Origin of the sequence: Streptomyces sp. NPDC051822 (assembly GCF_044452745.1) — a bacterium.
In the GTDB taxonomy this organism is placed as follows: Bacteria; Actinomycetota; Actinomycetes; order Streptomycetales; family Streptomycetaceae; genus Streptomyces.
In genome coordinates this window covers 158,360-184,539 of the sequence record NZ_JBITBZ010000010.1, presented here as the reverse complement: position 1 = coordinate 184,539, position 26,180 = coordinate 158,360, and the positions used below count along the sequence as shown (strand labels likewise).

The 26,180-nt window shown below is 73.9% G+C and carries 23 protein-coding genes; 7 read left to right on the top strand and 16 right to left on the bottom strand.

Annotation, left to right across the window (positions count from 1 at the left end):
• Positions 1–40: 40 nt before the first annotated feature.
• The 12 genes from ACIA8N_RS27580 to ACIA8N_RS27525 all read right to left on the bottom strand — a co-directional run bounded on the left by ACIA8N_RS27580 (position 41) and on the right by ACIA8N_RS27525 (position 12,042).
• Positions 41–412 carry a peptidase inhibitor family I36 protein gene (locus ACIA8N_RS27580; RefSeq protein ID WP_365783909.1) on the bottom strand — a complete coding sequence of 124 codons (372 nt, stop codon included), beginning with the start codon at positions 410–412 and terminating at the stop codon, positions 41–43.
• Positions 409–1,122, bottom strand: a complete 714-nt coding sequence (locus ACIA8N_RS27575) for a hypothetical protein (protein WP_365783911.1) — start codon at positions 1,120–1,122, stop codon at positions 409–411. Before ACIA8N_RS27575 ends, ACIA8N_RS27580 begins: the two co-directional genes overlap by 4 nt.
• Before the next feature lie 417 nt (positions 1,123–1,539).
• The gene (locus ACIA8N_RS27570; protein WP_365783913.1) at positions 1,540–2,325 is read right to left on the bottom strand and encodes a polysaccharide deacetylase family protein; all 786 of its coding nucleotides are present in this window, start codon (positions 2,323–2,325) and stop codon (positions 1,540–1,542) included.
• Positions 2,326–2,520: 195 nt separating this feature from the next.
• On the bottom strand, positions 2,521–2,973 hold the full coding sequence (locus tag ACIA8N_RS27565; RefSeq protein WP_365783915.1) for a hypothetical protein: 453 nt from the start codon (positions 2,971–2,973) through the stop codon (positions 2,521–2,523).
• A 53-nt stretch (positions 2,974–3,026) separates the two neighbouring features.
• Positions 3,027–4,574 (bottom strand): ATP-dependent DNA ligase, encoded by a 1,548-nt coding sequence (locus tag ACIA8N_RS27560; protein WP_365783917.1) that lies wholly within the window; start codon positions 4,572–4,574, stop codon positions 3,027–3,029.
• Positions 4,575–4,681: 107 nt separating this feature from the next.
• Positions 4,682–5,689 (bottom strand): DUF6397 family protein, encoded by a 1,008-nt coding sequence (locus tag ACIA8N_RS27555; protein WP_365783919.1) that lies wholly within the window; start codon positions 5,687–5,689, stop codon positions 4,682–4,684.
• Between the two features lie 210 nt (positions 5,690–5,899).
• Entirely contained in the window at positions 5,900–6,313 is a 414-nt protein-coding gene (locus tag ACIA8N_RS27550) for a roadblock/LC7 domain-containing protein (protein ID WP_365783921.1), read from the bottom strand.
• Between the two features lie 203 nt (positions 6,314–6,516).
• Positions 6,517–7,146 (bottom strand): ATP/GTP-binding protein, encoded by a 630-nt coding sequence (locus ACIA8N_RS27545; RefSeq protein WP_365783923.1) that lies wholly within the window; start codon positions 7,144–7,146, stop codon positions 6,517–6,519.
• Positions 7,127–7,543, bottom strand: a complete 417-nt coding sequence (locus ACIA8N_RS27540) for a DUF742 domain-containing protein (RefSeq protein ID WP_365783925.1) — start codon at positions 7,541–7,543, stop codon at positions 7,127–7,129. The genes ACIA8N_RS27545 and ACIA8N_RS27540 overlap by 20 nt, the downstream gene beginning before the upstream one ends.
• Before the next feature lie 13 nt (positions 7,544–7,556).
• Positions 7,557–7,991 (bottom strand): roadblock/LC7 domain-containing protein, encoded by a 435-nt coding sequence (locus tag ACIA8N_RS27535; protein WP_365783927.1) that lies wholly within the window; start codon positions 7,989–7,991, stop codon positions 7,557–7,559.
• Positions 7,988–11,146 (bottom strand): nitrate- and nitrite sensing domain-containing protein, encoded by a 3,159-nt coding sequence (locus ACIA8N_RS27530; protein WP_365783929.1) that lies wholly within the window; start codon positions 11,144–11,146, stop codon positions 7,988–7,990. The genes ACIA8N_RS27535 and ACIA8N_RS27530 overlap by 4 nt, the downstream gene beginning before the upstream one ends.
• A 59-nt stretch (positions 11,147–11,205) precedes the next feature.
• Positions 11,206–12,042, bottom strand: a complete 837-nt coding sequence (locus ACIA8N_RS27525) for an MHYT domain-containing protein (RefSeq protein ID WP_365783931.1) — start codon at positions 12,040–12,042, stop codon at positions 11,206–11,208.
• A gap of 151 nt (positions 12,043–12,193) precedes the next feature.
• Here ACIA8N_RS27525 and ACIA8N_RS27520 point away from each other — a divergent pair, with 151 nt between their 5' ends.
• The 4 genes from ACIA8N_RS27520 to ACIA8N_RS27505 all read left to right on the top strand — a co-directional run bounded on the left by ACIA8N_RS27520 (position 12,194) and on the right by ACIA8N_RS27505 (position 16,147).
• Entirely contained in the window at positions 12,194–12,856 is a 663-nt protein-coding gene (locus ACIA8N_RS27520) for a methyltransferase domain-containing protein (protein WP_365783933.1), read from the top strand.
• Between the two features lie 199 nt (positions 12,857–13,055).
• On the top strand, positions 13,056–13,391 hold the full coding sequence (locus ACIA8N_RS27515) for a hypothetical protein (RefSeq protein WP_365783935.1): 336 nt from the start codon (positions 13,056–13,058) through the stop codon (positions 13,389–13,391).
• 362 nt (positions 13,392–13,753) lie between these two features.
• Entirely contained in the window at positions 13,754–14,617 is an 864-nt protein-coding gene (locus ACIA8N_RS27510) for a hypothetical protein (protein ID WP_365783937.1), read from the top strand.
• 153 nt (positions 14,618–14,770) lie between these two features.
• Positions 14,771–16,147: a tannase/feruloyl esterase family alpha/beta hydrolase gene (locus tag ACIA8N_RS27505; protein WP_365783939.1), complete on the top strand. Its 1,377-nt coding sequence runs from the start codon at positions 14,771–14,773 to the stop codon at positions 16,145–16,147.
• A gap of 31 nt (positions 16,148–16,178) precedes the next feature.
• Here the strand turns inward: ACIA8N_RS27505 and ACIA8N_RS27500 are convergent, their stop codons facing one another.
• Both ACIA8N_RS27500 and ACIA8N_RS27495 read right to left on the bottom strand, forming a co-directional pair.
• Positions 16,179–16,733 carry an MOSC domain-containing protein gene (locus tag ACIA8N_RS27500; RefSeq protein ID WP_365783941.1) on the bottom strand — a complete coding sequence of 185 codons (555 nt, stop codon included), beginning with the start codon at positions 16,731–16,733 and terminating at the stop codon, positions 16,179–16,181.
• Positions 16,734–16,820: 87 nt separating this feature from the next.
• Entirely contained in the window at positions 16,821–17,909 is a 1,089-nt protein-coding gene (locus ACIA8N_RS27495) for an acyl-CoA desaturase (protein ID WP_365783943.1), read from the bottom strand.
• Positions 17,910–18,171: 262 nt separating this feature from the next.
• Here ACIA8N_RS27495 and ACIA8N_RS27490 point away from each other — a divergent pair, with 262 nt between their 5' ends.
• Together ACIA8N_RS27490 and ACIA8N_RS27485 are read left to right on the top strand one after the other, a co-directional pair.
• On the top strand, positions 18,172–21,180 hold the full coding sequence (locus ACIA8N_RS27490; protein ID WP_399416806.1) for an SNF2-related protein: 3,009 nt from the start codon (positions 18,172–18,174) through the stop codon (positions 21,178–21,180).
• Positions 21,177–22,655, top strand: a complete 1,479-nt coding sequence (locus tag ACIA8N_RS27485; protein ID WP_365783948.1) for an SWF or SNF family helicase — start codon at positions 21,177–21,179, stop codon at positions 22,653–22,655. Before ACIA8N_RS27490 ends, ACIA8N_RS27485 begins: the two co-directional genes overlap by 4 nt.
• On the opposite strand, the gene ACIA8N_RS27480 is transcribed toward ACIA8N_RS27485, so the two are convergent.
• Both ACIA8N_RS27480 and ACIA8N_RS27475 read right to left on the bottom strand, forming a co-directional pair.
• Positions 22,636–23,616, bottom strand: coding sequence for a hypothetical protein (locus ACIA8N_RS27480; protein WP_365783950.1), 981 nt, complete (start codon positions 23,614–23,616; stop codon positions 22,636–22,638). The two genes, ACIA8N_RS27485 and ACIA8N_RS27480, sit on opposite strands and share 20 nt — an antisense overlap.
• A 134-nt stretch (positions 23,617–23,750) precedes the next feature.
• Positions 23,751–24,605, bottom strand: a complete 855-nt coding sequence (locus ACIA8N_RS27475) for a tetrahydrofolate dehydrogenase/cyclohydrolase catalytic domain-containing protein (protein ID WP_365783951.1) — start codon at positions 24,603–24,605, stop codon at positions 23,751–23,753.
• 228 nt (positions 24,606–24,833) lie between these two features.
• On the opposite strand from ACIA8N_RS27475, the gene ACIA8N_RS27470 reads away from it, so the two are divergent.
• Complete coding sequence (locus ACIA8N_RS27470) at positions 24,834–26,141, top strand: GAF domain-containing protein (RefSeq protein WP_399416805.1); 1,308 nt, start codon at positions 24,834–24,836, stop codon at positions 26,139–26,141.
• Positions 26,142–26,180 lie beyond the last annotated feature (39 nt).

The window sequence follows — 26,180 nt, the reverse complement described above, 5'->3', positions numbered from 1 at the left end:
TTGACGTCACAGACGCGGCGGGGCGGGGCGGGGGAGCCGGTCAGCAGCCGGTCGACCAGATGTGGGAGTCACCGCGGTCGTTGGCGGCGCCGTTGTAACCGACCTCCTGACCCGGGGCGAGACAGATGGTCATGCTGCCGCCCTGCCAGGCGCTCTCGTAGACCTTGACGTGGTCCTTGATGCCGGGGCCCGAGATGCCGTGGTTGGCCCAGGAGGAGTCGGTGTCGGAGATCCAGCTCTCCCACCAGCCGTCGTCTCCGCTCCAGTTGGCACGCTGGCCGCCGAAGTTGGAGTCCTGCCAGACGCAGAACTCGCCGCTGGGGCATTCGGCGGCCCCGGCGGAGGTGGCGAGCGCGAGACCTGCGGTGGCGGCGAACAGCGCCGCGGCGGCGGTGACGAGAAGTCGCTTCACGAGAGTGTGGGGCCTTTCTGCGGGTGGATGGACGCGGGCAGTTCGGCTGCCCGCCGCAGCGCGCGGTCGCGCAGCTGTCGGTATGCGGTGAGCTCGTCGCGCCGCAGGGTGCGGACGGCGACCAGCTCGGCGGCCTCTAGCCGCGCGCGGACCTCGTCGAGCCCGCTCTCCCGGCCACAGCGGGTCGCGACGGCCGGATCGGGACGGTCGGGGCGGGGGCGGCCGGACGGGGTCACGCACCGGGTCCAGCGGCCGAGTGCCGCGCGGTGGGCGGGGTCGGCGCGCACGCGGGCCTGGGCCTCGGCGCGGAGGTTGTCGACGATGACCTGGGCCCGGAACCAGCGGCGCTGATCGCCGTAGAGCCGTTGGCGGGCGGTGGCGAGGCAGCCGTCCTGGTGGGCGGTGACGGTGGCGCCCGTGGCGAGGGTGACGGAGAGTTCCCGGGGACCGGCCCCGAACAGCGCCGCACGGAGGGTCCGGTCCTCGTCCGGCGCGCGGGGCCTTGATGCCAGCGAGAGGCCCTGGCCACTCAGGCAGTCGACGACGAGCTGGTGCTCGGCGCCTTTGAGCAACGCGTCCTGGGCCGCCGTACCGGAGGGGACTCCGGGAGTTCCGGGCTCTCCCGGCCCGACGGCGGTGCAGCCCGAGAGCAGCAGTGCGGCGGCGGCCGCCAGGACGGTGTGACGGATGTGCGCGGCGCTGCACAGCATGGCGGTCCCCCTTGGATCGTTCCTGGTCGGAGCTTCGGCGAGTGGTCGACTCGGCGGCTCGGAATGATCACTGCCCGAGGGGAGCGCCGCCATGCCGGAGGTCACTCGAACGGGTCGAACGCGCCGGGGCACGCGCCCCTCATGCGCTGCCGACGTGCCGCGCGAAGCGGGCCGGGAGAGCCCCAGGGAAGGGGAATCGGGACCGGGAATCGGGACCGGGAACGACAAAGCCCCGGTTGGACGGGGGATTCCAACCGGGGCCGATCGCCGTGACGCGAAGGGCGGTCACCTCTGGCGGGGGACCAGGGGACCGGGCCCCTTCGCAGTCACATACGTATGAACGATAAACCTTTCCCGAATGTTCCGAGCGTCCCACATAGGCGATGTGAGACACATCACCCGATTTCGGCAGGTCGGTCAGTCCTTCTCGGGGCGATAGACGGAGCCGGGTTCGGCCTGGCCGGGGGCGAGGAGCTCCGGCACCGTCACGAAGGTGAAGCCCCGCCGCTTCAGCTCGTCGATGATCGACGGGACGGCGGGGACGGTTCCGTCGTAGATGTCGTGGAGCAGGATGATCCCGTCGCCGTGCGCCTGCTCGAGCACCCGCTGACGTATGAGGGCCGAGTCGGTGGTGGAGTAGTCCTTGGCGGTGATGCTCCACAGGATCTGGGCGAGCCCCAGCTCCCGGCTGACGTCGGACACCATGTCGTCGGTGCGTCCCTGCGGCGGGCGCATGAGGGTGGGCTTCCGCCCGGTGATCTTCTCGATGGCCTCCTGGGTCCGGGACAGCTCGTCACGGACCTCCGCCTCGTCGAGATCGGTCAGGATCTGGTGCGTCCAGGTGTGGTTGGCGACCTCGTGCCCCTCGGCGGCTATGCGCGCGACCACCTGCGGGTAGCGGTCGACGTGCTTCTTGCCCAGCAGGAAGAAGGTCGCGGGGACCTGCTTCTCCTTCAGGATGTCGAGGAGCCGGGGAGTGTCCTTGCCCGGTCCCGCGTCGAAGGTCAGCGCGATGCACTTGACCTCGGCGCAGTCGACGCGGCGGGCCGTGGTGCCCGCCTTGCCGTCCGTTCCGCCCTCTTCCCGTGCGTCCTGCGGTGTCACGGTGTCGACTCCGCAGCCGCCGAGCGTCAGCATCAGCGATGCGGCGGCGAGCAGGACGGCGGCCGTCCCCCCGCGTCGGCCCGACCTGGATCGGAACATGGTGGAACCTGCCTTCCCCGGTGGTGTCTTCGGTCCGGCCGGATTCCGCCTGGTCAGGGCGGCATTCACGGCCGATCGAGCACTCTACACACGGTGTATACCGGGGGTGTCGGCAGGGTCCTCCCTCGCGTGGAGGCACACGTCGACCCCGGACGGCGCCCGTCCGCTCCGTCCGGGGAGTCCGCCGCCCGCCGCTCAGCGGGGGGCGAGCAGCAGCCTGGCCTCCGTCTCCTGGTCACCGGAGACGGCCTGCAGGGACTGGATGTCGAAGCCGGCGGCGAGCACCTTCTCGACCTCGTCGACGGCGTGGTAGCCGCCGGTGAGCGTGACGCCGACCGGGGACGTCAGGCTGGGTGGACGCACCTCCTGGTGCCGTCCGCCCGCCGTGTCGAACGTGGCCGTCCAGACGGTGGGAGAAGGCCCGGTGGCCGTCTGCGGGGTCGGGGCCTGGTCCTCCACCTGGTAGACGCCGTCGAGGACGTCGAAGACGGCCTGGGCGTCCTCCCGGCAGCAGTCGCTCAGCTGCACGGTGACGTCGGTGTCGATGTGCAAGTCGTACACGTCGCTCATCTCCTCGCGGCCCGCCCGTCGCTCGTGGCGCCTGTCGGCGAGGCGCCCGCGCTCTCCGCGCCGGCGCCGCCGTGCCACCTCTCCAGCATCCCTCGCCGGACGTCGTCGCGCGAGACCCGCCCCTCCCGCCCTCACCGACGGCCGATGATCTCCTCCACCGTGTCGGCCTCCGAGGCCGGCTTGTCGGGTCGGTGGCGCACGACACGGGCGAAGCGGAGGGTGACACCGGCCGGGTAGCGCGTCGAGGTCTGGAGGCCGTCGTAGGCGATCTCGACGACCAGCTCGGGCCGCACCCGTACGGTGAAGCCGTCGTCCTCCACGGCGAGTTCCGCCAGCCGCTCGGTCTGCCAGCGCAGCATCTCGTCGGTCAGCCCCTTGAAGGTCTTGCCGAGCATGACGAACCCCCCGTCCGCCGTGCGGGCCCCGAGGTGCAGGTTGGAGAGGAGTCCGGTCCTGCGCCCGTGGCCCCGTTCGACGGCGAGGACGACGAGGTCGACGGTGTGGACGGGCTTCACCTTGAGCCAGGTACGTCCCCTGCGGCCCGCCACGTAGGGCGCGTCCAGCGCCTTCACCAGAACGCCCTCGTGTCCACGGACCAGTGTGTCCGTGAAGAACCGCTCGGCCTCCCCGGTCTGCGCCGGGTCCTCCGGGTCGGTGACGACGACCCGGCGGACCCGCTGGGACTCCGGCAGCAGCCGGGAGAGGACCTCGTGCCGTTCGCGGCCGGGCCGGTCGATCATGCCCACTCCGTCGACCGCGAGGACGTCGAAGAAGACGGGCGTGAGGGGCAGGATGGCCCGCGCCCCGGCCACGTCGGTGCGGGAGCCGACCCGGGCCGCGATGGTCTGGAAGGACACGGGACGCCCGGTCCCGGGGTCGAGGGCGATCACCTCGCCGTCCAGGATGAACGCGTCGGCGGACACGGCGAGGGCGGTCGCGACGACTTCGGGAAGACGGTCGGTGATGTCGTCCAGGGAACGGGTGTGGACACGGACGTCCTCGCCGCGCCGATGGACCTGCACCCGGATGCCGTCGAGCTTCTCCTCGACGACGCAGGGCCCGAGAGCGCCGATCGCCTCGACCACGGAGGCGGCGGTGTGCGCCAGCATGGGCTGCACGGGCGTGCCGACCCGCAGGGTGAACCGGTCCAGGGCGGTGGCGCCCTCGGCGAGCACCGCCTGGGCGACCGGGGGCAGCGCGCCTTCGAGCATCACGGCACGCCGCAGCTCGGCGGCGGGCACGGTGGCGGCCTGGGCCACGCCCTCCAGGGCGATGGCGTCCAGGGCTCCCTGCCGTACCTCCCCGGTGAGCAGCCGCAGCAGGAGATGCTGTTCGTCGGGGGTGGCGGCCGCGAACAGGGCGCGGACGAGGCGGGTCCGTTCCGCACGGGAGCCGGCTCCGGACACCGCCGCCAACTCCGTCATCAGCTCGTCGACCTGCCGGAGCGTGAGTTGCGGCCGTTCCACGGGTGGCACGGCGGGCGGAACCACGCCCTTCAGGACGCTCCACCCGACGCCGATCCGTCCCTGTGGGAGTCTCCCCGACAGGTAGGCGATGACGAGGGGGCTCTCCTCCGGCGCGGCCTCCGCGAACAGCTCGGCCAGGAGGCCGATCTTGCGCGAGCGCGCGGAGGCGGCGGAGACCTGCCGGGACACCTCCGCGACACGGGCGAGCAGCATGAACTCATCCTCCCCACACCCCGCCGCCCCCGCACCCCGACGCTCCTCCTTCCGCCGCGACGGCCCTTCGCCCCGACCGGGCCCGCGACGGGCCCTGGGCGTCGGCGTCAGGGCCAGGACACCGGGCGCCTCCGTCCCTTGGCACGCCCGGTGGCCTCCGCCCGCCGTCGGCGGAACCGGTCGAGCAGCCGGGTGCGAGCCGGACGGCCCGCCGGACGGTCCGACACCACCGGTCGCCCGGCGGGTGCCGGTACGGCCGGCACGGGCACCATGGCCGGTACGGGCACCATGGCCGGTACGGGCGATCGCGGCTCCACGGGGATCCCGGAGCCGGCGCACCCTTCGGCCGGGACGCCCGGTGAGACCGCACCGGCCTCGCCGGGATACGGAGCCGACTCCTCGGCGCGTGCCTCGTCCACGGCCAGGGCCAGGCTCATCCGGTGCCAGAGGATCTCGTCCGGGTCGTCGGCCCGCGTGAGCCGCTCGGCGATCTCACGCGCCGCCGGCCGCGCCGGCATCCCCGGAGGTCGCGGCGGACGCAAGCGGTCGAGGTGGGAACGCTCGTAAGGGTCGTCGACCACCTCGGCCACCTGGACGGGATCCAGGAGCGAGGCGATGGCCGCCGCCCGCGCCCAAGGGTCGGCCGCGGCTCGGAGCAACAGGCTCAGCCGCCGGGCCCGCCAGTTCCTCGGCCGGCGGTCCTCGTGCGCGGCGACGCGCTCCCGTACGTCGAGGGGCAGCCGTCCGGTGAGCAGGAAAGGGCAGGTGAGGCCGAACTCGGCGACCTCCTCGGCGAGATACATCCACACCACCGCCCGGTAGCGGTTCACGGAGAACCGCACCGGACTGAGGTGGCCCGTCCGGGCCAGTTTGGTGAACCGGTCCGGCGTGATCTCCAGGAGTGCGGCAGCCTCCTTGGTGCCGACCGCGCGCACCCGATCGCGCAGGCCGTCGGGGAAGTCCGGCCCCGCCCTGAGGCGGTCGAGCTCGCGCCGCTCGACCCGCCGTCGGTCGCCCTCTCCCACCGGCACCGTCCTCACCAGGCCGAGCTGGACCGCGAGCCGGAACTCCTCACGCCCCAGCTCCAGTTCCTGTGCGGCCCGAGCCGGCGTCACCGTGCGCGCTCCTTCGTCCACCGTCATCCCGTGGCCCTCCCCCGTACGTTCGTGTCTCTCGTGTCGCGGGTCCTTCCGACCCACGACCAGAAACGTAACGCAGAGTGACGATACTCGCACGACCTGTGGACAACTCTCTGTGGATGACGCCTGCGGCGCACCTCGCAACGCATGGCCCATGGCCTTCGCCGGAGACGACGACCGCAGGGCTCAGAGCAGGCCGCCCCCCGAATGTCCCGGCTGGCGCGCCGCCACTCCCAGGTGCTCGCCCACGCGGTTGACGAGCAGCGTCATCTCGTACGCCACCTGGCCGACGTCCGCCTCCGCCGCGCTCAGGACGCACAGGCAGCTTCCTTCGCCAGCCGCCGTCACGAAGAGCAACGCCTCGTCGAACTCCACCATCGTCTGTCGCGCCCTGCCCGCCCGGAAGTGCCGGCCCGAGCCTCGGGCGAGGCTGTGCAGGCCCGACGAGACGGCGGCCAGGTGCTCGGCGTCCTCACGCGCGAGGCCGCTGCTCGCGCCGGTCACCAGCCCGTCGTTCGACAGCACCAGCGCGTGCCGTATGAATCCGACCCGCTGGGTCAGGTCGTCGAGAAGCCAGTCAAGTCCCTTGTCCAATGCCATCAGTGGTCCTCCCCCTGGTTGGTGCGTCCCTTCGGCGCCGGATGGCCGTGGTCCGGATGGCCGTGGTGCCGGTGCCGAGTGGTCCGCCGTATCGCAGCAAGCCTTACGCACTGTCGTGAACAGGGCAAGCACTGCGCCGCGCCCGCGCGTGCCGCACCAGGACCGGTGCGGACGACCGGTCAGCCGGTCAGCCGGTCAGCCGGTCAGCCGACGGTGTCCAGGAGACGGGCGGTGTGCATGCGCCCCGCGTACTCGACCAGACGGATCAGTACCTCCTTCCCCGAGTCGCGGTCGCGCGCGTCGCAGAGGACGACGGGCGTGCCGCGGTCCAGGTCGAGCGCGCGGGAGACCTCGGCCGCGCCGTACGCGCGCGCGCCCGTGAAGCAGTTGACGGCGACCACGAAGGGGATCTTCCGGTGCTCGAAGTAGTCGACCGCAGGGAAGCAGTCCTCGAGGCGCCGCGTGTCGGCGAGGACGACGGCTCCCAGCGCCCCCTGTGACAGTTCGTCCCACAGGAACCAGAACCGGTCCTGGCCGGGCGTCCCGAAGAGATACAGGGAGAGCCCGGAGCGGATCGTGATGCGGCCGAAGTCCATGGCGACGGTCGTGGTGGTCTTCTGGTCGACTCCCCCGGTGTCGTCGACGAACTCACCGGCACGGCTGAGCTGTTCCTCGGTGCGCAGCGGCCTGATCTCGCTGACCGCGCCGACGAGGGTGGTCTTGCCCACGCCGAATCCACCGGCGACCAGTATCTTCAGGGCGAGGGCGGTGCTGTCCACGCCGTCGTCCGCGCTGTCGTCCGCGCCGCTGCTCTCAGAGCGCTCGTAGGCCATCGATTACTTCCCTCAGGATTCTTTCGTCGGGGAGCTGTGCGGGCGGTACGGGCCGGCTGACGCGCACGAAGCCCGATTCGAGGAGGTCACCGAGGAGGACCCGGACGACGCCGACGGGCAGGTCGGCGTCGGCGGAGAGTTCGGCCACCGACTGGGTCTCGGCCCGGCACAGGGCGAGCAGGGAGCGGTGCTCGGGGCCGAGGAGGGACTCCTCGGCCGGCCCGGGCGGGTCGTCATCGACGACGACGAGGGCGATGAGGTCGAACCTGACGTTGCTGGGCCCCGGCTTGGTCCGTCCGCCGGTCATCGCGTACGGGCGTACCAGCGGTCCGGCGTCGGCGTCGTACCACTGGCTGCCCGGCGCGGACGGGCCCTCGTCGGTGCTGTCCTCGTTCATGGGTCTCTCCGGGTCAGCCGACGGCCGGCGGGGTCACCGTGAGCCGCGGCGGGGTGTGCAGGTGCTCGCCGACACGTTTGACGAGCCGGGCCATCTCGTAGGCGATCAGGCCGATGTCGGCGCTGACGGAGCTGAGGACGGCGAGACAGGATCCGTCGCCCGCCGCGGCGACGAAGAGGAAACCGTCGTCCATCTCGACCATGGTCTGGCGGACGCCACCCGTGTGGAACTGGCGTCCCGCGCCCTTGGCGAGGCTGTTGAAGCCGGAGGCGATGGCGGCCAGGTGCTCGGCGTCCTCCCGGCTGAGTCCGCTCGAGGACCCGACGGCGAGGCCGTCGTTGGAGAGCACCACGGTGTGGCGGACCTCCCGGACGCGCGTGACGAGGTCGTCGAGGAGCCAGTCGAGCTCGCCGGACCGGCGGTGGGAGATCCTCTCGTGTTCGATCATGCGTGGTCTCCTTCGGTACGGGGGTCGTCGAGGGGGGTGGTGCGGTGGCCGGTGTGGTGGCCCGTGCCACGGCCGGCTTCCGCGTGGGGGTCCGTACGCGGGTCCGCGCGGGGGTCCGTACGCGGATCCGTACGGGGCCGGGTGGCGGGCTCCGCGCCCGGGTCGCCTTCGAAGCCGGCGCCGAGCGGGCGCCTGCTGCCGGGGGCGGCGCCCCCGCCCCGCTGCCAGCCGTCCCGGTAGGCCGCCATGCGGTCCCGTACCTGCTCCGGGGTGCGGGCTTCCGTGCCGGGCGCGGTCGGTACGAACACCGGCGCCGGGGCGGGTGCCTCGCGCAGCTGCGGCACGAGGCTCGCCTGCCGTACGCGCCGGGGCAGCTCGGTCTCGTGGTCGCCGTGTCCGGCGGGACCGTCGGCCCTGCCGGCGGGCTTCTCGCGCGTCGGCGGCGGGACGGAGGGGCCCCGGCGGCGCAGCTCGGTGACCCCCGCGGGCGGAGGCCCGGCCTCCGGTGGAGCGGGGAGCGAGGGGACGGCGGTCGGGCGCTGCGGGCGGGAGGAGTACGGGGCGGCCGGCGGTACCGGAGGCCGTTCGCCACCCGCCCCCTGGGACAGGGTGACGGGCCGCTCCCCGGGCGCGGGCCGCGGGGCGGCCCTGCGGGGCTCCGGAACGGCCCCGGCGGGCGGGCCGCCGGTGAACGCCGGGCCGGTGGGCGCGGGCGGGCCGGCCTGTCGCTGGGAACGGGGCGGCTGGGGGCGGCCGAAGCGCCGGGCCTCCGCGCGGTGCGCCTCCTCGTGTTCGCGTGCGGCGCGCGAGTCCTCCGTACGGCGCTCGGCGGTGGCGGGGGCCCCCGCGCCGGCGGTGGCCGCGCGGGGATCACGCGCGCGGGGGGTTCCGGCGGGCGGGGTGTCGGGGCCGTGACCGGTGGCCGGTGCGCCGCGGCCCGTCGGCAGCGCACCCTGGAGCAGGTCGGTCGGGAGGAGGACTACGGCCGTCGTGCCGCCGTACGGGGAGGTCCGAAGCTGGACCTTGATGTCGTGGCGGGAGGAGAGCCTGCTGACCACGAAGAGGCCGAGCCTGTCGCTGTCGAAGAGGTCGAGGGCCTCGGACTGGGCGATGCGGGCGTTGGCCTCGGCGAGGGTCTCCTTGCCCATGCCGAGTCCCCGGTCCTCGATCTCCAGGGCGTATCCGTTGCCGACGGGTTCTCCGCTGACACGGACCTTGGTGTGGGGCGGGGAGAACTGGGCGGCGTTCTCGATGAGTTCCGCCAGGAGATGGGTGAGGTCGGCGACGGCGCCGCCGACGACGGCCGTCTCGGGGAGCCTGCGCATCTCCACGCGCGCGTAGTCCTCGATCTCGGAGACGGCGGCGCGGACGACGTTGGTGAGGGGGACGGGCATGCGCCAGGCACGGCCGGGGGCGGCGCCCGACAGGATGATGAGGCTCTCGGCGTGGCGGCGCATCCGGGTGGTGAGGTGGTCGAGCCGGAAGAGGTCGCCGAGCTCGTTGGGGTCGTCGGCGCGCCGCTCCATGCTGTCCAGGAGGTTGAGCTGGCGGTGGACGAGGACCTGGCTGCGGCGGGCGAGGTTGACGAAGACGCCGGAGATGCCGCTGGCGAGTTCGGCGCGTTCGACGGCGGCGGAGAGGGCAGCGCGATGGACGATCGTGAGGGCTTCGCCGACCTGTCCGACCTCGTCCTGGGAGGCGGGTCCCGGCGGGGCCTCGGCCTCGACGTCGATCTCCTCGCCGGCGCGCAGCCGGCGCATGGCGGCGGGAAGTTTGCCGCGTGCGATGCCGAGGGCGGTGTTGCGCAGGCTGACCAGCTCGACGACGAGTCCGCGGCCGATCCGGACGGAGATGACGAGGGAGGCCGCGACGGCCGCGAGGCCGAGGACCACCGCCGCGCCGCCCGCGCTGAGCACTCCGCCGGCGAAGGGGTCGGCGCGGTCGGCCGCCGCGGTGCGCGCGTCGGTCTCGATCGTACCGAGTCCGTTCCGTACGGCGGCGAGCGTGCCGTCCCAGTCCGCGGAGGTGACGGCCTGTGCGGCGGCACGGCCCGGGCTCGCGGCGCTGACCCGGTCCTCCGCCCGGGTGAGGCGGGCGTGGTCACCGCCGGCGGCGAGCCGGGTCCACGCCGCGCGTTCGGCGGCGGGCAGGTCGGCGGTCGCCGCAGCGGTGAGGGTACGGCGGGTCTCGACGGCGCCGGAGAAGGCGCGGAGCCGGCTCTCGGTGAACCGGCCGTCGAGGTGGGCGGAGGTGAGGAGGGCGTCCTCACGGGCCAGCATCTCGCCCGCCCGGCCGAGTTCCAGCAGCACGCGCGCGTCGGACCCCTGCTGGGAGTCCTGGATGCCGGTGAGGGCACCGGCGACGGCGAAGGCCGCGGAGACCGCGGCGGTGTACTCCTCGTACACCTGGTCCCAGTCGGCCCGCCCCTCGGTGGCGGCGGTACGGAGCCGGGTGAGGCCCTCGACCTTGCCGACGAGCGTGCCCACCCGCGCGCCGACGTCTCCGGGCAGGTCACCGGTGTCGCCGACGGTGTGCGTGTCGTCCAGGCGGAGGCGGTCGACGGCCTCGTCCGTGCCGCGTACGCGGTCCTTGAGTTCGGCGGCCCGGGTGGCACCCGGGGCGGCGACCTGCCGTACGGCGGCGCGCCGTTCGGCCTGGAGGGCGGCGAGGACCGCCGTCACGGGCTCACGGATCTCGGCGTCGACGCGCTGGAGCTGGCGCAGCCGGGCGACGTCCTGGGCGGTGGTGACGGTGGCGAAACCCCACAGCGCGAGGAGGGAGACGACCGGGACCATCAGGAGCGAGACGATCTTGGCGCGGACGGTACGGGGGCGCAGCCCGTGGAGCCCGGTTCGCCCGGGGCGGCCGCGACCGGCGGCGGGGTCGCGGGGCATCGACGACGCCTCGGCGGCTGCCGGTGCTCGGACGGTCGGTTCCTCCGCCTGTCCGGCGGCCTGTCCTGCCGTCTGCCCGGGGGGCTGCCCGGCGGTCCGTCCTGTCGTCTGCCCTGCCGTCTGCCCGGCGGTCGGTCCGGTGGCGGGATAGGGCTCCCCCGGCTCCTCGGCGGGCGGCCCTGCGTGGGCTCGCCGGCCGCGCGCGCCGGCCGACGGCGGCGCCGTCGCCTCGGCGTCATTGGTCTTGCGGGGAGTTCGCATGGCCTCCTCGTTCCGGCTGCGACTGGCTCTGGTGCGGTGGATCAAGCGGGGGAAGAGGGTCAGTTCGAATGCGCACGGGCGGTCGTCTGCGGGGTGCGGAAGCCCGGGGGTGCGACATCCACCGCGCGTTCGTCCGGCTCGGTGAGACGGCCGGCGTGGGCATACGCGGCCCGCTCCTTGGCCGTCGGGGAGAGGGCGACGAAGGCCGAGGTGATGAAGAGGTAGGAGCCGAGGCCGACGGCGAGGGGGAAGATGAACTGCATGACCGTGGCGCCCGGAAGGGGCGCTGCCGAGGGGACCACCTCCACACGCACCGCGAACATGCCCGTGTAGTGCATGCTGCTGACGGCCGCGCCCATCACGAGCGAGGCGACGGCCACGGCCACGGGTGAGTGGATGTTGAGGGCCGCCCACAGGGCGGCGGTGGCCGCGACGACGGCGATCAGGACCGACAGGCCGACGAGTACGGGGTCGTAGCGGACCTCGCCGTGGAGCCGGAGGGCGGCCATGCCCATGTAGTGCATGCTCGCCACGCCGACGCCCGTGGTCAGCCCCCCGATCAGGAGCGAGCGGAGCCGGTCGCGGCCGTAGCCGACGGCGAACACGCCGACGCCGACGACGGCCATGGCGATGACGAGGCTGAGGATGGTGAGCGGTACGTCGTAGCGGATGTCGGTGCCGGTGACTCCGAAGCCGAGCATCGCCACGAAGTGCATCGTCCAGATTCCGGTGCCGATCGCGGAGGCCGCGGTGAGCAGCCAGTTCCGCCGTGATCGACCGGTCGCGTCGAGCGCGCGCACCGTGCAGCGCAGCCCGAGGGCGGCGCCGACGCAGGCCATCGCGTACGACAGTGCAGGTGTCAGCCAGCCGAAGGTGGCGTGGTCCAGGTGTCCCATGGCTCAGGGACGCTAGTGCGCATCAGGGGGCGCACAAGGGGCGCATTTCGAAAGCTGATGGAATATGACAGGGAGATGGTCCCGAACGATCGGGCCGGGCTCGAACGTGCACACAGAACGTTCACCCCTCCGGGTACGGAATCATGAGCTCATGAGCGATGACCCCTCACACGTCCGAGAGTTCTTCGGCTCCCGCGCCGCCGACTGGGACACCAGGTTCCCCGATGACGGGCCCGCGTACGCGGCGGCCGTGGGCGAACTCGGCCTGCGGCCGGGCGACGCGGTCCTGGACGCCGGCTGCGGGACCGGGCGGGCCCTGCCGCCGCTCCGGGCGGCCGTCGGCCCCTCCGGCACCGTGCTCGGCGTCGACGTCACCCCGGAGATGCTCGAACAGGCCGTCCGCGCAGGGCGCGGCGGACCGGGCGGACCGGGTGGACCGGGTGGACCGGGGGCATCCGGCGACGCGAAGGCCGCGGACCGCACCGCGACGCTGCTGCTCGCCGATGTCGGCCGGCTGCCGGTGCGGGACGGCGTGCTCGACGCCGTCTTCGGGGCGGGGCTGATCTCACACCTCGCGGACCCGGTCGCCGGCCTGCGTGAACTCGCCCGTGTCGTACGCCCCGGGGGCCGGCTCGCACTGTTCCACCCGATCGGCCGGGTCGCCCTCGCGGCCCGCCACGGCCGGCAGCTCACGCCGGACGATCTCCGCGCCGAGCCCCGGCTCCGCCCCGTACTCGCCGAAGCGGGCTGGCGGCTCGTCCGTTACGTCGACGAGGACACGCGCTTTCTGGCCCTGGCCGTCCGACCGGTCTGAGGGGCACGACCGCACACGCCCATGCGGAGGACGAACGAACCCGGACACTCCGCCGGCGGACCCAGCCGGTGCAGCCGGGCCTGATCGACGCGCCGGGCGCGCCCTCTCGGCGATCGGCGCCAACGAGCCCTTCTGTCAGGGGACTTCACTGTCTACGGTGGATGTACCGGGTAGTCGTACCCGGGAAAGGCGGTGCGGCGTGGCACGTGTACGGGAAAGACTGCGCAGGCTCCTCCCCTCCGCCCGGCGGGCGCCCGCGGCGGCCACGCCTGCCCCACCGCGCCCCCGGCAGGGGCACAACCTCTTCGAGGCGGCGGCGGAGTACGTGGCCGCGTGCGCCGAGGACGACCCGGCCAGGGCGGAGGAGGCGGCGGGCCGGGTCTCCCCCGGGATGCTGTCGTTCGGCGTCAACGAACTGGCCTGCCGGGCCCTCCTCACCCTCGCCCGGGAACGCGGCGAGTCACCGGGCGCAGTGGCGCGCTCGCTCCTCGGCCTGCGGGAGGAACGCGCGGGACGCACGGTGGACGACGCCTAGCGGGCCCAGGCGCGCGGACACGTAGGACACTTTGGACCCGCAGGACGCGCAGACCCACGACCAGCGGGTCTGCGCGTATCAGTCGCCGGTGGGGGCAGGATGCCCCTTGGCCAGCAGCTCCCCGTACCCGAGCGCCAGCACGGGAAGCCCGACGACGCAGCACAGGCCCGTGCCCACCAGTACGAACCACGCCTGGTTCGGGCTGAACGTCTGCTGTGCGCGGGCACCACGGTCGCGGCGCCGACGACGGTGGCCATCCGGCAGTGTCGCCCCCACGGCGACGCAGGTCACGGCTCCCGGCTCTGGACAGGCGCGGCTCCTCAGCGGTTAAGGTGCGCCGACGACCAGATGGGGAGGCCTGCGTGGCTGGGACGGACCCGATCGCCGCGGCCGAGGCCGCCGGCGACGCCGACGCGCTGTTCGTGCTGACCGCGGCACTGCTGACGCCCGCGCGCTTCCCCAGCGTGCTCGGTGACGACTATCCGGCGGCCTGCGCGGCTCTCGGTCTTCAGGCGTACGCCGAGGGGTACGGGCTCGTGTTCGGCCAGGACGGGCTCGGGGCGCGCTGGACGGTCGTCGTCGACGACGTGTCGCTCGTCGCGGTGGCGATCTCCTCCTGGGACTGCGGCATGGCGTATGACCTCTCGCCCCACGAGAGCAGCGTGGTGGCGGGGCTGCCGGGCTGGCCACTGGACGTGGCGACGCGCGCCCCCGGTGTGCCGGCACCACACGATCCGGAGCCGGAGGAGGGCGACCCCGCCCCGCTGGTCCCGCCCTCGGGCGATGACTGGGGGCCGGCACAGCGCCGGCTCGGAGCCGACGAGGTGGCACTTCAGTGGGCGGCCTGGCGGGACCAGGTGAGCGACGGTTCCACAGCCGCACCCGCCGGGACCGCTGCCGCCCCGGCGGCCGGCGGCACCGACGGGCCGGCCGCGGCCCCGGGCGCCGCCGACCCGTACGACGGCGTACGCAGGGCGCTCGACGAGCTCCACGGCTATCTGGAGGAGCCGCCGCCGGTCGGGCGGGTGCGGTCGGTGGTCGCCGCCGAAGGAGGGGTACGGACGCTCCGCGCGGACGGTCCCGGCTGGTCGCTGGTGGCCAGGGCGGACGACATGGCCTTCGTACTCCTCGACGAGCTGCCGCGCGAGGTGCTGCCGGTGGCCCGCGGGGCACGGCTGCCCGCGCTCCTCGAAGCGCTCGACGCGATGGCGGTACGGCCTTCCTGAGCCCCTGCCCCGACCCGGAAGCCGGGGCCGCGGTACCCATGGGCCCCATGAGACGGGTGCCCGAGGTGTGGTCCGGAGATATGGCCCGGTGGTGAGGGTGCGCCGCAGGATGTGGCGCCACACCCCTTTCCGCCGTCCCTTTCGGAGGCCACCATGCGCCTGTCCCCAGGCGTCTCCCTGTTCACCGTGTTCCTGACGGGGGCCACCCTCCTCGCTCCGGCGAGCCCCGCCGGGGCGCAGGAGCGGTCCGCCGCGCACTGCGCACGGCAGGACCGGCTCCACGTACCCGGTGCCGAGCACCAGCGGTCCGCCTGCCTGGAGGATCTGACGACCGCAGGGCTCGCCGGTACGCCGTACACGGACATGGCGGACCAGGCCGGTCTCGCCGCCAAGGGGACCCGTAACCCCTCCGGCGTGCCCGGTGTCCAGATCGACGGCTACTTCCCCGACGACTCTCGCCTCAACGCCACCCACGGCTGGGCGCACGACGCGCAGTTCGTCATCCGGCTGCCCGACCGCTGGAACGGCGGGCTCGTCGTCACCGGCGCGCCGGGCACCCGCCGCCAGTACTCGACGGACGCGCTGATCTCCGACGAGGTCCTGGCCCGCGGTTTCGCCTACGCCGCCACCGACAAGGGCAACACGGGGCCGGACTTCTTCACCGACGGACGCGGGCCGGGCGACGCGGTCGCCGAATGGAACCGCCGGGTGACCGAGCTGACGCGCGCCGCCCGGAAGACCGTGCGGCAGCGGTACGGCCGGGCCCCGGAGCACACCTACATGACCGGGATCTCCAACGGCGGCTATCTCACGCGCTGGCAGCTGGAGAACCGGCCCGAGCTGTACGACGGCGGGGTCGACTGGGAGGGCGTCCTGTGGACCACCGGCGGTCCCAACCTGCTGACGAGCCTGCCGGTCACGGTGGCCAGGTCACTCGGGCGGGCCACCGACGAGGACGTGGTCGGGGCGGGCTTCGCGCCGGAGTCGCGCTTCCTGTGGCCGTACCACGAGAAGGCGTACTGGGGGCTGACGCAGAAGATCTTCCGGGCCGAGTTCGATCCCTCGTACGATCCGGCCTGCCCCGGCACGACGGCCGGCGGGACGGTGGAGCAGATCTTCGCGCCCTGCGCGTCGGACGCCTCCTACGACTACGCCGTCCGGCCGGCGTCCGTCCACCGCGCGGTCGCGAAGGTGGCGCTCACCGGACGCATCGGCAAGCCCCTCCTGACGCTCCACGGCGACCTGGACACCCTGCTGCCGATCTCCACCGGCTCCGACGTGTACGCGCGGATGATCGACGGGAGGGGCAGGGGCGCCCTGCACCGGTACTACACGGTGCAGGACGGGACACACACCGACGGCCTGTACGACACCTATCCGGACCGGCTGCGTCCGATCCTGCCGTGCTACCGCTCCGCGTTCGAGGCGCTGACGCGCTGGGTCGAGGACGGTACGCCGCCGCCCGCCGACCGTACGATCACACGGCCCGCCGGAGGTGACGTGGTCGACTCCTGCGCTCTGGAGGAGTGACCACCGACAGTGCGGGAGGGGCGTGCGCGGCTCAGACCATTTCCAGCGGGCGGTGCGGCCCCTCGGGCAGCTCGACGCGGACCGGGTCGCCGGGCCGCACCTCCCCGCCGGTGAGGACGATGCTCATGATCCCGGCCTTGCGCACGACCTCGCCGTTCTCGTCACGTCCGAGGACCTGCTTGAGCAGTCCGTGCCGGAAGCCGTCGATCTGGGCGCAGGGGTTGCGCAGTCCGGTGACCTCGACGACGGCTTCGGAGCCGAGGTGGAGGCGGGTGCCGGTGGGCAGGCCGAGGAGGTCGATCCCCCGGGTCGTGACGTTCTCGCCGAGGTCGCCGGGAGCGACCTCGAAGCCGGCGCCGGCGACGTCGTCGAAGAGTTCGGCGTGGATGAGGTGGACCTGACGCAGGTTGGGCTGGTTCGGGTCGCGGGCGACCCGGGAGCGGTGCTTGACCGTGACGCCCGCGTGGACGTCACCCTCCACGCCGAGCCCGGCGAGGAGGGTGATGCCCTCCCGGTTGGGCTTGGTGAACGAGTACGTGCCGTTGCTGCTGACTGTGGTGATCGTGCCGTCGCTGCCGTCGCTCATGTCGAGGAGCTCCCCTTCTCCGCTCTCCGGTGGCCGCGTCTCCGACCGCCGGACCGATGACCACACCGCGCGTGATCATCTCCGAGATTACTCGGCCCACTCGGAGCGCAGCGGCGCGCCCACCTCGTGCAGGTGGCCCAGAGCCTGCCGGTACGAGTCCAGGAAGCCGGTCTCCGTGTACGGCACGCCCAGGGCGGCGCAGTGGGCCCGTACCGCGGGCTGGGCGAGGCGCAGGTTCGGTCGCGGCATGCTCGGGAAGAGGTGGTGCTCGACCTGGTAGTTGAGCCCGCCGAGGAACCAGTCGGTCAGGGTGCCGCCGCGGATGTTGCGCGAGGTGAGGACCTGGCGCCGCAGATGTCCCCAGGTGTCGCCGTCCGCGTGCTCGTCCGGCCGCTCCATGCCCTTGTGGTTGGGGGCGAAGGCCATGCCGAGGTGCACGCCGAACAGCATCTGGTGGACGAGGGCGAAGACCAGGGCCTGGACGGGGCTGAGGAGGGTGAGCAGCAGCGCCGTGTAGCCGGCGAAGTGGGCGATGAGCAGCGCGCCTTCGACGAGCCGCTCGCGCCGGGTGCGGCAGGGGCCGTCCTTCGCGAGGAGCGCCTGGACGCCGTACACCTTGAGGGCGATGCCCTCCAGGGTCGTCAGGGGGAAGAACAGCCAGGCCTGGTGACGGGTGAGGAACCCGCGAAGGCCCTTGCGGCCGGCGGTCTGGTGCTCGGCGAAGACGAGGATGTCGGCCGCGACGTCCGGGTCCTTGTCGAGGTGGTTGGGGTGGGCGTGGTGGCGGTTGTGCTTGTCGTTCCACCACTCCCGGCTCATGCCGAGGAGGAGGTTGGCGTGGACGAGCTGGACGATCCGGCTGATCCTCCGGTCGGCGGTGATCTGGGCATGGCCCGCGTCGTGGCCGACGAAGGCGACCCGGGCGGAGAGCAGCGCGAGGGGTACGGCGAGGGGCAGCGCCCACCAGGAGGGTCCGATCAGGGCGATCCCGGTCACGACGGCGGCGATGCCGAGGAGGTTCACGAGGATGCCGCGGACGTACCAGCCGGGGCGGTGTTCGAGGAGGCCCTGTTCCCTCACCGTCCGCAGGAGCGGGGTGAACTCGCTACCGCCTCTGGCACGGGCGGGCGCCGCGTCGGGGGCGGCGGCCGGGGGCAGGACGGTGGCCTGGGACATGGGCGGGCTCCGGTTTCTGTCGGTCGGGATCCGGTGGTGTTCGATCGGTGAGCGCCTGTTGAGAACGTACGGATTCGTGATCGTCCGGGGCCATGGCGTCACCACCCGTCCCCGGTGGGGGGTGCGCCGGGGGCCGGGGGTGGGGCAGCCCCCACCCTCGGCCTGCTGTGGCGTGGATCACGCATGACTGATGCGTCCTCAGGCGGTTCGGCGAGGTATCCTCGGCCGCTCAGTCGCCAGGTAGTCAAATTTGAGGAATGCGTTGTCGCCGTCGTACGGACCCGATGATTCCGCTCGCGAAACCGCTCACGAACTCGTCCGCCACTCCGCGGTCTTCCTCCCCGCCGATCCGCCGCGCGCGAGCCGGATCGCCTTCTGGTCGCCGGACGGCGAGCCCCTCCCTGACCTCGCCGGCTCTGCTCCCGGCCTCCGCCCGACCGGTGCCGAGATCACGGTCGTGGACGGCGCCGACCTCCGCCCCGTGACCGTCCCCGCCCTCACCCTGTCCGTACGGGACGGCCTGCCCCTGCTCGCCCGGGCCCGCTTCTCCGACGCCGCGTCCCCCTCGACCGCCTTCTGGGGTGCCGCGTCGCTCCTCGCCCTGGACCTCGTCGCGCGGGGCCTGCTGCTGCCCGGCCTCGCCTCCGGCGACCTCGACGCGTGGCGAGCCGGCCCGCTCGGCCCCGGAGAGCTGGCGGAACTGCGTACGCTCGCCGCCTCGATGCCTCCCATCGCCCACGCCGTACCGCTCTCGCCGGAACGGCCGCTGCTGCTTCCGCGGCCCGAGTCGCTGCTCCGCGCCTTCGTCGACGCCGTCGCGGACACCCTGCCCCGTACGCCGGCGGCTCCACTCGCCGCCGGCGGGCCCGCCTTCTCGGCCGACGAACCGCAGAGGATCCCCGCGGCGCGGCCGTGGGCCGCCGACGTGGCCGCCGTGCACGACGCGGGCATCCGTCTTTCGCTCCGGCTCGAACTCCCCGGCTTCCGTGCCGAGGCGCAGGAGGCGCCCGCGTTCCGCGCGGTACTGCAACTGCACGCCGTCGCCGACCCCACGCTGGTCGCGGACGCGGCGGAAGTGTGGGCGGCCTCCGGACGGACCGGGGACGCCTTCGGCCCCCGGGCCAGGATGGACGCCCTGCTCGCCCTGCGGCGCGGGGCACGTGCCTGGCCCCCGCTGGCCCCGCTCCTGACGGCGGCGGTACCCGACACCGTCGAACTCGCCGACGAGGAGGTCGCGGAGCTCCTCGGCACGGCGGGCCGTGCCCTCGCCTCGGCGGGCGTCCAGGTCCACTGGCCGCGCGAGCTCGCCGACCGGCTCACCGCCCAGGCCGTGATCGGCCCGGCGGACGGGGAGACCGGCGGCGGCCGACCCGCCGACGGACCGACGGGAACCCGATCCGCTGACGGACCGACGGGAACCCGGCCCGGCGACCGCCCCGAGGACGCTGAGGGCTTCGAGGGCCCCGCGGACGCCGAGGCCGGGGGTTCCGCCTCCGGCCTGCCCTCGTTCCTCTCCGCCGACGCGCTGCTCGGCTTCAACTGGCGCTTCGCCGTGGGCGACCAGGAGCTGACCAGGGCCGAACTCGACCGGCTCGCCGAAGCCGGACGGCCTCTCGTACGCCTGCGGGACCGCTGGGTACTCGTCGACCCGGCCGAGGTACGCCGGGCCCGCTCCCAGCAGGACCGCAAGATCACCCCCGTGGACGCCCTCTCCGCCGTCCTCACCGGCACCACCGAGGTCGACGGCCGGCTCGTCGAGGTGGCGGCGTCCGGTTGGCTCGAGCGTCTGCGGGAACGCCTCGCCGAACCCGAGGGAAGCCGGCCGGAGGTGTCCCAGCCCGCCGCGCTCGCCGCGACCCTGCGCGACTACCAGCTGCGCGGACTCGACTGGCTGCACCGGATGACCTCCCTCGGTCTCGGTGGCTGCCTCGCCGACGACATGGGGCTCGGAAAGACGATCACGGTCATCGCCCTGCACCTGCACCGTCAGTCCGACCCGGCGTCCGCGGGGCCGACGCTCGTGGTCTGCCCGACCTCCCTCATGGGCAACTGGCAGCGCGAGATCGAGAAGTTCGCCCCGGGTACGCCGGTGCGCCGCTTCCACGGCGCCACCCGGGACCTGGAGGACATGCCCGACGGCGGTTTCGTCCTCACCACATACGGCACGATGCGCCTGGACGCGGCGCGACTCGCCGCACGGACCTGGGGACTCGTCGTCGCCGACGAGGCGCAGCACGTCAAGAACCCGTACTCGGCGACCGCCCGGCAGCTGCGGACCATCGGGGCACGCGCGCGCGTGGCACTGTCGGGCACGCCCGTGGAGAACAACCTCTCCGAACTGTGGGCGATCCTCGACTGGACCACGCCGGGTCTCCTCGGCAGCCTGGGCGCGTTCCGGACCCGGTTCGCCGCCGCCGTGGAGGGCGGCAGGGACCCGGCCGCCGCCGCGCGGCTCGCCGCGCTCGTCCGCCCGTTCCTGCTGCGCCGCCGCAAGTCGGACCCCGGCATCGCGCCCGAGCTGCCACCGAAGACGGAGACGGACAGGGCGGTCTCCCTCACTCCGGAACAGGCCGGTCTGTACGAGGCGGTGGTACGGGAGACCCTGGCGGCGATCTCCGAGGCCGACGGCATGGCACGGCGCGGCCTGGTGGTGAAGCTGCTGACGGGCCTCAAGCAGATCTGCAACCACCCGGCCCAGTACCTCAAGGAAGAGGCGCCGAGGATCGTGGGCCGTTCGGGGAAGCTGGAGCTGCTCGACGAGCTGCTCGACACCATCCTCGCCGAGGGCGCCGCCACCCTGGTCTTCACGCAGTACGTGGGGATGGCCAGGATCCTGGAGACGCATCTCGCGGCGAGGGGCGTACGGACGCAGTTCCTGCACGGAGGGACGCCGGTCGCCCAGCGCGAGGCGATGGTCGCCCGCTTCCAGAGCGGTGAGGTGCCCGTCTTCCTGCTCTCCCTCAAGGCGGCAGGCACGGGTCTCAACCTCACCCGGGCGGAACACGTCGTGCACTACGACCGCTGGTGGAACCCGGCCGTGGAGGCCCAGGCCACCGACCGCGCGTACCGGATCGGGCAGGACCGGCCGGTGCAGGTCCACCGGCTGATCGCCGAGGGGACGATCGAGGACCGGATCGCGAGCATGCTCGACCGCAAGCGGGAGCTGGCGGACACGGTGCTCGGGACCGGCGGGGACACCCCGCAGGAGCTGACCGAACTGACCGATGCGGAGCTGGCGGAGCTGGTACGACTGCGAGGGGACGGACGATGAGCGGGTACGGATACGGGGACGACGAGCGGACGTTCGCGGCGCTGCCGCCCGCGCAGGGCGGGGCCTTCACCCGGACCTGGTGGGGCCGGGCGTGGCTGAAGGCCCTGGAGGACACCGCGCTCGACGGCCAGCAGCTGAAGGCGGGACGCCGGCACGCGCGGGCGGGGGCGGTCGGTGCCGTGTCGGTACGGCCCGGGCGCATCACTGCGGTGGTCAAGGACCGCGACGGCACGGCCCACCGCAGCGACGTACTGGTGCGGGAGTTCTCCGAGGAGGAGTGGGAGCGGCTTCTCGACCTCGCCGTGGACAGCGCCGGGCACATCGCGGCGCTCCTCGACCGCGAGATGCCGCCGCACCTGGTGGAGGACGCGGCGGCGGCCGGGCTCGACCTGCTGCCGGGGATCGGCGACCTCGATCCGGAGTGCGGATGCGAGGCGTGGGACCACTGTCCGCACACGGCGGCGCTCTGCTACCAGGTGGCGCGGCTGATAGACGAGGACCCCTTCGTCCTGCTGCTCATGCGGGGGCGCGGCGAGCGCACCCTCCTCGACCAGCTGCAGTCGCGCAGCGCCTCCCGGGCCGGGCGCGTCGACCGGGGAGCCGACGATCCGTCCGGCGCTGCCGTCCCCGAGGGCGGGGACGGCATGGACGGTGTGTCGGCCGAGGAGGCGTACGCGGAGGGATTCCTGCTGCCGCCGCTGCCCGCGCCTCCGGCCGTCCCGGACGGTCCCGGCCGCTCGCCGTCCCTGGACACGGAGACGGAACCGGCTCCGGGCATCGACCCGGTGGCGCTGGAGTTCCTCGCGTCGGACGCGGCGGTCCGCGCGCACCGGATGCTCGTCGCCGTCCTCGGGGCGAGCGGCGAACGGCTGCCGGCATCGCAGGAGTCCCAGAAGTCTCGGGAGTCCCAGGAATCGCACGTGTTGCCCGCATCGCATGAATCGCCGCTGACGCTCGCTCAGGATGCCGTGCGGCTCGCCGCGGACTCCCCCGCGCCCTGGATCGCGGCGCGGCTCGCCTCCGGTTCCGGCCGGACGCGGGCGGAGATGGACCTGGCCACGCGCGCGTGGCGGTTCGGAGGTGCCGCCGCCCTCGCCGTACTGGAGGAGGAGTGGGCGCCGGATGCCGAGGCGCTCGCCCGGGCGTCGGCCCGGCTCCTGGAGGCCTGGGAGGACGACGAGCGGCCGGTGCTGCGGCGGGCCGGCGGCGCGCGGTGGACAGCGGTGGGCGCGGAGGCGCAGCTACGGCTCGGGAAGGGCGGACATTGGTGGCCCTACCTGAAGTCCGGCGCCCGCTGGTCTCCCGCCGGCCCGGCGGACCGCGATCCGGCGACGGCCCTCGCCACGGCCCTCGCGGCCGAGGCGGCGGGGACGGCGGGAACGGGTGGTGCCGGTGTCGCTCAAGGCGGTGCTGCTGGAGTCGGTTCCGATGAAGGCGGTTCTACTGGAGGCGGTTCTACTGGAGGCGGTCGCTGATCTCGCCGCCGGTGGCGGAGGAGGCGGCCAGGCTGCAGGCGACGGTGTCCGAGCCGAAGAGGTAGCTGGTCCGGTACGGGTACTGGACGAAGGTGGTCCAGCGCGTGCCGGCCGGTTGCCGGGCGGCCTTGCGGCGCAGCGGTTCACGGCACAGCAGCGTGGCCGCGTCGAGGATCGCCGAGTCGGTGGCGTAGACGCCGGTCAGTCGGAGCCGGGCGACGAGTTCGGCGTTGTGCGGCGTGTCGCAGCGGCGCGGGAGGGCGGTTCCCGGCGCGTCGCGGTCGATGTCGAAGCAGTCGCCGACGCGCAGCGCCTCGAAGGAGACGGGCCGCCTGGAGTCCCCGTCGCCGGTCGCGGGGGCGGACGACCGCGGCGAGGGGGCGGTGGTCCCGGGGCGGGGGGCGGTCGGGGACACGCTTCCTTCGGGCCCTGTGGAGACGGGCGGGTCCTCGGTGCGCGTCGGCGTGCCGCCGCCCGCGGTCGCGCCGGGTGTCGGCGTGTCGTCCGCGCCGGGGGCGGCTGTCCCGCTCTCACTCCCGCGCGGCTCGGCCGACGTTCCGTCCGGCGCCGGGGTGCCGACGGGCGACGGCGCGTCGGTCTGACCGCCGCCGGGTCGGCCGTCGGGGTCAGGACTGCCGCCGCCGGCCACCAGGAAGGCAGTCGCCGCGAAGGCGGCCACGAGCGGCGGGACGAGCGGCACGCCGAACCAGCGGGCGCGCCGTGGTTCGACGGGCCCGGGTCGCGGCGCACCGAGCCGGACGAGACGCGGCGACCACCCGGACTCGGGGCGTGTCCCCACAGAACTCTCCCAGGGCGACACGCCGTGCGGGACGGACGGACCGTCCGCGACGGACGCGCCGGGCTCGGCGCTCGGGGCGGGCGCGGCGGACTGTCCGTGCGGGCCGGGTACGTCCGGCCGGCGGTCCGGCGGCGGGGTGGAGGTCGGCGGATGTGGCGGCACGTGGTCCAGGTTCGCCTTTCGGCGGGACCGGGACCACCCCTTTTCGAAGGTTGAGCGCGGCCAGTACAGAACCGTGACCATCTCAGGCCACGCCCCCTCCCGCCACTTGGCCCGCCACCACACCACCGGCCGGCCTACAGACCGAGCTGACGCTCCGCGCCCTGGACCGTCTGGGCCAGGAGCACGGCGATGGTCATGGGGCCGACGCCACCGGGCACCGGGGTGATGAGGGAGGCGCGCTCGGCGGCCGAGGCGAAGTCGACGTCGCCGATGTTGCCCGGGTTGTATCCGGCGTCGACGACGACGGCGCCCGGCTTGATGTCCGCGCCCTTGATGAACGCGGGCTTGCCGACGGCGGCCACGAGGATGTCGGCCTCGCGTATGACGGAGGAGAGGTCCTCGGTGCGGGAGTGGCAGTAGGTGACGGTGGCGTCGCGGCCGAGGAGGAGCAGTCCTGCGGGCTTGCCGAGGATCGCGCTGCGGCCGACGACGACGGCGCGCCTGCCACTGAGTTCGACGTCGTACGCGTCGAGGAGGCGCATGATGCCGCCGGGCGTGCAGGAGACGAAGCCGGGCAGGCCGAAGCCCATGGCGGCGAAGGAGGCCGTCGTGACGCCGTCGACGTCCTTCTCGGGAGCGATGGCCTCGAAGGCGGCGCGCTCGTCGATGTGCGGGCCGACCGGGTGCTGGAGGAGGATGCCGTGGACCCCGGGGTCCTCGGAGAGGGCCGTGATAGCGGCGACGAGCTCCTCGGTCGTCGTGGCCGCCGGCAGCTCGACGTGCCTGGAGCGGATTCCGGCCTTGGCGCAGCGGTTCTGCTTCATCTTCACGTACGTCACGGAGGCCGGGTCCGCGCCGACCAGGACGGTCGCGAGACACGGGGTGACGCCGGTGCGGCGGGTGATCTCGGCGGCGCGGGCGGCGGTCTCCTCGACCGTGCGGCGGGCGAGGGCCGTGCCGTCCATGAGGGCGGCGGTGCTGGTGGACATGGCGACTCCTGGGCATCGTCTCTGACGGGTGGTTCGCCCAGGCGCACGGCATCGGTGCGGTCGCGCCGGTGAGGCGCGCTCCCGCCGGGCCGCTCCCCGGTGGTGATCCACCTCGAGCGCCAGTCACGGCCCGGGCCCACTGTACGTGAGGGGTGGGGGGCCGGTCTCGGACAGGGTGCGGATGCCCGGCCGTCGGGGCGCTTGTCGGCGGCCCGCGCGCGCATCACGATGAGCGCGCAGTGTGCGAAGGGCCGGGACGACCTCGACGGGGAGGCCGAGTTGAGCGACGCGTGGGTGACCGGGCGGGCGGAGGCGGCGACGGAACCGGGTCCCGGTGGTCCGGGGAGGGAGGTCCGGCCGCTGGTCGCCGCCTCATGGCGGCGTTCCGCACGCGCGCGCGTGAGCCCGGAGGGGGCGGCGCGGGTCGAGCTGGAGGAGGACGACCTCGCCGCGTACCGGGACGGCCATCCGCTGGCGGCGGCGATGCCGGTGATCAGGGAGCTGATGGGGGCCTACGCGACGGACGGGGAGCACCTCCTGGCGGTGTGCGACGCCGCCGGGCGGATGCTGTGGGTCGAGGGCCACCCGGCCACGCTGCGCAAGGCGCGGGGGATGAACTTCGTGGCCGGGGCGCGCTGGTCGGAGGCGGCGGCCGGGACGAACGCTCCCGGGACCGCCCTCGCCGTCGGCCGGCCGGTGCAGGTCGTCGCCTCCGAACACTTCCGGCACCCGGTACGCGCATGGACCTGTGCCGCCGCCCCCGTGCACGATCCGCGCACCGGGCGGGTGCTCGGCGCGGTCGACATCACGGGCGGGCACGGGCTCGCGCACCCGCACAGCCTGGGGTTCGTACAGGCGGTCGCGCGGGCCGCCGAGTCCCAGCTGGCACTTCTCGGGCCCGCCCCCGAGCCGGACCGGCTCGGTCTCTCGGCGCTCGGCAGGGACGAGGCGGTGCTGTCGGCGGGAGGCCGGCGGCTCCGGCTGAGCCGGCGGCACAGCGAGATCCTCGTGCTGCTCGCGCACCGCCCCGAAGGGGTCGGCGGCCAGGAACTCCTCACGCTCCTGTACGAGGACGAGTCGGTCACTCCGGTGACGCTGCGCGCGGAGCTGTCCCGGCTCCGGGCGCTGCTCGGTCCTGACCTGCTGCGTTCGCGCCCGTACCGGCTGACGGGCGTGGTGGAGGCGGACTTCGCGGCGGTCGACCGGCGGCTTGCCTCCGGGGCCGTCTCGGCTGCGGCCGGCGCCTACGCGGGCCCGCTGCTTCCCGCGTCGCTCGCGCCCGGGGTCGTACGGCTCAGGGAACGCCTCGCGGACCGGCTGCGGGCGGCACTGGTGGACCGGGGCGATCCGGGGCTGCTCGCCGACTGGGCGTACAGCACGTGGGGCGAGGACGACGTGATGGTCTGGCGGGCGCTGTGCGCGGCGGTACCGGCGTCCGGTCTCCCGCCCGTACGCGCCCGGCTCGACTCCCTGGAGGCGGAACTGTCCGCCAGTGCAACGGCCTTGCAACGTCCGGGACCGCACACTCGCCGGTGAGCGCCGGCCAGGGACGGCCGGCGCGCTCCAGGGAGGCCA